The organism is Halioglobus sp. HI00S01 (assembly GCF_001635445.1).
Taxonomy (GTDB): Bacteria; Pseudomonadota; Gammaproteobacteria; order Pseudomonadales; family Halieaceae; genus Halioglobus; species Halioglobus japonicus.
Map to the genome: position 1 here is coordinate 1 of NZ_LWEE01000274.1, position 372 is coordinate 372.

The 372-nt window shown below is 55.4% G+C and carries 1 pseudogene; it reads left to right on the forward strand.

Annotation, left to right across the window (positions count from 1 at the left end):
- A pseudogene (locus A3709_RS19515) lies at window positions 1-372 on the forward strand (polyribonucleotide nucleotidyltransferase); the annotation flags it as partial.

A 372-nucleotide genomic window follows, 5' to 3' on the forward strand; every position in this document is an offset into this window, starting at 1 on the left:
GCACGTCGCGGTCTGGCTGCAGTACTTCCCGGTGAAGAAGAATTCCCCTACACCGTTCGCGTTGTATCCGAGATCACTGAATCCAACGGTTCCAGCTCTATGGCTTCCGTCTGTGTCGGTTCTATGTCGCTGATGGCGGCTGGCGTACCTCTGAAAGCGCCGGTAGCAGGTATTGCGATGGGCCTGGTGAAAGACGGCAATCAGTTTGCCGTACTGACCGATATCCTGGGTGACGAGGATCACCTGGGCGACATGGACTTCAAAGTAGCCGGTACCTCTGAAGGTGTTACTGCGCTGCAGATGGACATCAAGATCGAAGGTATCACTGCCCAGATCATGGAAACCGCTTTGGAACAGGCACAGCAGGCACGT